This is a genomic window from Mesorhizobium sp. (assembly GCF_024509055.1).
Classification (GTDB): Bacteria; Pseudomonadota; Alphaproteobacteria; order Rhizobiales; family Rhizobiaceae; genus Mesorhizobium.
On sequence record NZ_JANINM010000186.1, the window covers coordinates 1 to 3,354 of the forward strand.

The 3,354-nt window shown below is 66.4% G+C and carries 4 protein-coding genes; 3 read left to right on the forward strand and 1 reads right to left on the reverse strand.

Annotated features, from left to right (window positions below; translation table 11 throughout):
* Nucleotides 1–535: SDR family oxidoreductase (locus tag Q0L57_RS08880; RefSeq protein WP_296741275.1), on the reverse strand; the 535-nt coding region annotated here is incomplete at its 3' end.
* 97 nt (nucleotides 536–632) lie between these two features.
* On the opposite strand from Q0L57_RS08880, the gene Q0L57_RS08885 reads away from it, so the two are divergent.
* From Q0L57_RS08885 to Q0L57_RS08895, 3 genes are all read left to right on the forward strand, one after another.
* Complete coding sequence (locus Q0L57_RS08885) at nucleotides 633–1,535, forward strand: AraC family transcriptional regulator (RefSeq protein WP_296741277.1); 903 nt, start codon at nucleotides 633–635, stop codon at nucleotides 1,533–1,535.
* A gap of 73 nt (nucleotides 1,536–1,608) precedes the next feature.
* On the forward strand, nucleotides 1,609–1,872 hold the full coding sequence (locus Q0L57_RS08890; RefSeq protein WP_296741278.1) for a metal-sensing transcriptional repressor: 264 nt from the start codon (nucleotides 1,609–1,611) through the stop codon (nucleotides 1,870–1,872).
* Nucleotides 1,873–1,879: 7 nt separating this feature from the next.
* The gene (locus tag Q0L57_RS08895) at nucleotides 1,880–3,205 is read left to right on the forward strand and encodes a cation diffusion facilitator family transporter (RefSeq protein WP_296741281.1); all 1,326 of its coding nucleotides are present in this window, start codon (nucleotides 1,880–1,882) and stop codon (nucleotides 3,203–3,205) included.
* The last annotated feature ends 149 nt before the right edge of the window (nucleotides 3,206–3,354 follow it).

Consider the following 3,354-nt stretch of genomic DNA (forward strand, 5'->3'; position numbering starts at 1 on the left):
TGAACCTCGTCGTCGGGCCGTAGCCGGGCTCGACAAGCTTGGCCCGCACGTTGAAGTGGCCGAGTTCATGCGCAAGCGAGCCGGTGAAGCCTTCGATCGCCTGCTTGCTCGCCGTATAGGCGGCGGCCAGCGGGAATGCCGCCAGCGTGGCGCTGGACGTCACGTTGACGATGACGCCCGAGCGCCGTTCGCGCATCTGCGGGATCACCGCCTGGGTCATGGCCATCACGCCGAAAGTGTTGGTTTCGAATACCTTGCGGATGTGCGGCATCGGCGTTGCCTCGAAGGCGCCGACGACGCCGATGCCGGCGTTGTTGACCAGCGCGTCGATCGGGCCGGCGGCCTGCATCGCCGCGGCAATGCTGTTCTCGTCCGTCACGTCGAGCGCCAGCAGGCGCAGCGAGGCGGAGCGCGGCAGTAAATCCTCGCGCGGGGCGCGCATGGTGGCGATGACGTTCCAGCCGTTCGACAGGAAATGACGCGCCGTCTCCAGGCCATAGCCGGAGGAGGCGCCGGTGATCAGGATGGTTTTCATGGGATCGTTCCTTGTTGCGTTTACGGCCCCAAGCTACCCATGGAGGGCCGGACTATGTACGATTGAAAGTCCAAATTTAATTTGCAATAGTCCGAAAATGGTCGATCCTCTTTCCGAAGTCATAGGCCTTCTGCGGCCCCGCGCCGTATTCACCAAGGGCATCAGCGGCGCCGGGCGCTGGGGCGTTCGCTATTCCGATTTCGGTCATCCTGGTTTCGCCGTCGTGGTCGAGGGGGCGTGCCGCCTGGCCGTGGACGGGCAAACGCCGCTGACGCTCGAAGCCGGCGATTTCGTCTTGCTGCCGACCACGCCCGGCTTCACGATGACGGGGTTCGAGCCGGTCGTCCCGACCTTGATCGACCCCAGCCTTGCCGCGAGCGCCGAGGGCGAAATGCGACGTGGCAGGCAGGATGGTCCGCCAGACCTGCGCATGCTGGGCGGCTTTTTCGTCTTCGACGGCGAGGACTCCGGCCTGCTCGTCTCGCTGCTGCCCAAGCAGGTCCATGTCCGGGGCGTCGAGCGTCTGTCGATCCTGGTGAAACTGCTGGTCGACGAGGCAGCCACGCGGCAGGCAGGGCGCGATCTGGTGCTGACCCGCCTGGTCGAGATCCTGTTGGTCGAATCCCTGCGGCTGACCCAGGCGCCGGGTGCGCCGGCCGGACTGCTGCGCGGTCTGGGCGACGCGCGGCTGGCGGAGGCGATCCGGCACATCCACGCAGATCCCGCCCGACCCTGGACCATGGCGCAATTGGCGAAGGAGGCGGCGTTGTCGCGCTCGGCCTTCTTCGACCGCTTCGTGCGCGGCGTCGGCATGCCGCCGATGGAATATCTGCTGGCCTGGCGCATGGCGCTGGCCAAGGATCTCTTGCGCCGCCAGCAGGTCGACATCGCCGAGGTCGCCGAACGCGTCGGCTACGGCTCGGCAAGCACCTTCAGCACCGCCTTCAGCCGCCATGTCGGCCAGCCGCCGGGCCGCTATTCGCGGGCTTCCGCGCACTAGCCGGCTTGTGCATGGAGGCGCCAGGGAATTGCCAGCGAATGCCATTGCCATATCCTACCCTGGGGGATAGGATATGATCATGACAATACACAGCTCGCACCCCGACATCATTGCCCGGCTCAAGCGCGCGCACGGCCATCTCGCCGCCGTGCTGACGATGTTCGAGCAGGGCCGCTCGTGCCTCGATCTCGCGCAACAGCTCCACGCTGTCGAAAGCGCCGTGGGCAATGCCAAGCGCGAACTGATCCACGATCACATGGAACATTGCCTGGTCGAGGGCGGCGAGCCGACCAGGGACACGCTCAAGGAGCTCAAGCAGCTCACCAAATATCTGTGAGGCCGCGATGCGGGAAAAGATTCTCGACTGGTTCGGGTTCGGATCGCATGGCCACGACCATGCCAGTCACGGCCACGATCATCATGGCCCCCATGGTCACACCCACGGCGTGATCGACGCCACCATTGCCACCACCGATCGGGGCATCTGGGCGATCAAATGGTCATTCGTGATCCTGGTGGTCACGGCTGCGCTGCAGATCGTCGTCGTGGTGCTTTCGGGCAGCGTGGCGCTGCTTGCCGACACCATCCACAACATCGCCGACGCAACCACCGCCATCCCACTATGGATCGCTTTCGTCCTGGCGCGCCGCAAGCCGACGAAGACATTCACCTACGGTCTTGGCAGGGTCGAGGACCTGGCGGGCATCGTCATCGTGCTCATCATCCTGGCAAGCGCGCTGGTGGCCGGCTACGAGGCGATCAGCCGCCTGCTAAATCCCCAACCCGTGCGGTTCCTCGGCTGGCTGGCGACTGCCGGCATCATAGGCTTCCTCGGCAACGAAGCGGTGGCGGTGTTCCGCATCCGCGTCGGCCGCCAGATCAACAGCGCCGCGCTCATCGCCGACGGCTACCACGCGCGCACGGATGGGGTTACCAGCCTCGCGGTCGTTGCCGGTGCAATCGGCGTCTGGTTGGGCTATCCGCTCGCCGATCCGGTCATCGGGCTGCTTATCACCGTAGCCATCCTCGGCATCGTCTGGCAGTCGGCGCGCTCGGTGCTGACGCGCATGCTCGACGGCGTCGAGCCGGGCATAATCGGGGAAATCCACCATGCGGCCGAACATGTGCGGGGCGTCGACAGGGTGGTCGAGGCGAAGGCGCGCTGGCTCGGCCACAAGCTGCATGTCGATGTGACGATCGCGGTCAGCGACGGCATGCTGCTCGCCGCCGCCAACAACATCGCGGCTTCGCTCAAGGGTGAGATGTTCGCCCACATTCCGGCGCTTGCCGTCGCCACGGTCCGCTTTGCCGAAGCGGAGGAAGGCGACCATCATCATGCGCCGGATCCCTTCCTGGTTTCGGGCAAGCTGGCGAGCGGGCTGCTCGAGATCGTCGACACGCCGCAGGGCGAGCGCATGCGGCTCCGCCTCTCGCGCCACGCGGAAGGCCTGCGGGCGAACGTCGCCATCGAGCGGCCGGGCGGCACGGTCGAACGCCTGCCACTGTCGCCGGTCGGCGGCGACCACCATTACCTGCAAAGCCTCGTCGCTCCGGCCGAGCCGCACGAGTTCAGCGCCCGGCTGCTGCTTGACGCCGGCGCCGACAGCGAGGACCTGCCCTTCGCCATGGCCGAGCCGGAAGGGCATCACCACGAGCACGCGCATGGGTGATTGACGTCTCGAAGGTGCCGCCGGCTATGGTCACCTGATGCTGATCAGCGCCGTGCCGGCGATGGCCAGCAGCGCGCCGGCCCAGGCGGCCGCTGTCGGCCTTTGCCCGCTGCGCAGCCACACCATCGGCAGGATGATGACGGGCGTCA

Bases quoted from the DNA above. Each gene is read 5' to 3' on its own strand.
- Q0L57_RS08885 (WP_296741277.1), top strand. From the start codon at position 633: ATGGTCGATCCTCTTTCCGAAGTCATAGGCCTTCTGCGGCCCCGCGCC.
- Q0L57_RS08890 (WP_296741278.1), top strand. From the start codon at position 1,609: ATGATCATGACAATACACAGCTCGCACCCCGACATCATTGCCCGGCTC.
- Q0L57_RS08895 (WP_296741281.1), top strand. From the start codon at position 1,880: ATGCGGGAAAAGATTCTCGACTGGTTCGGGTTCGGATCGCATGGCCAC.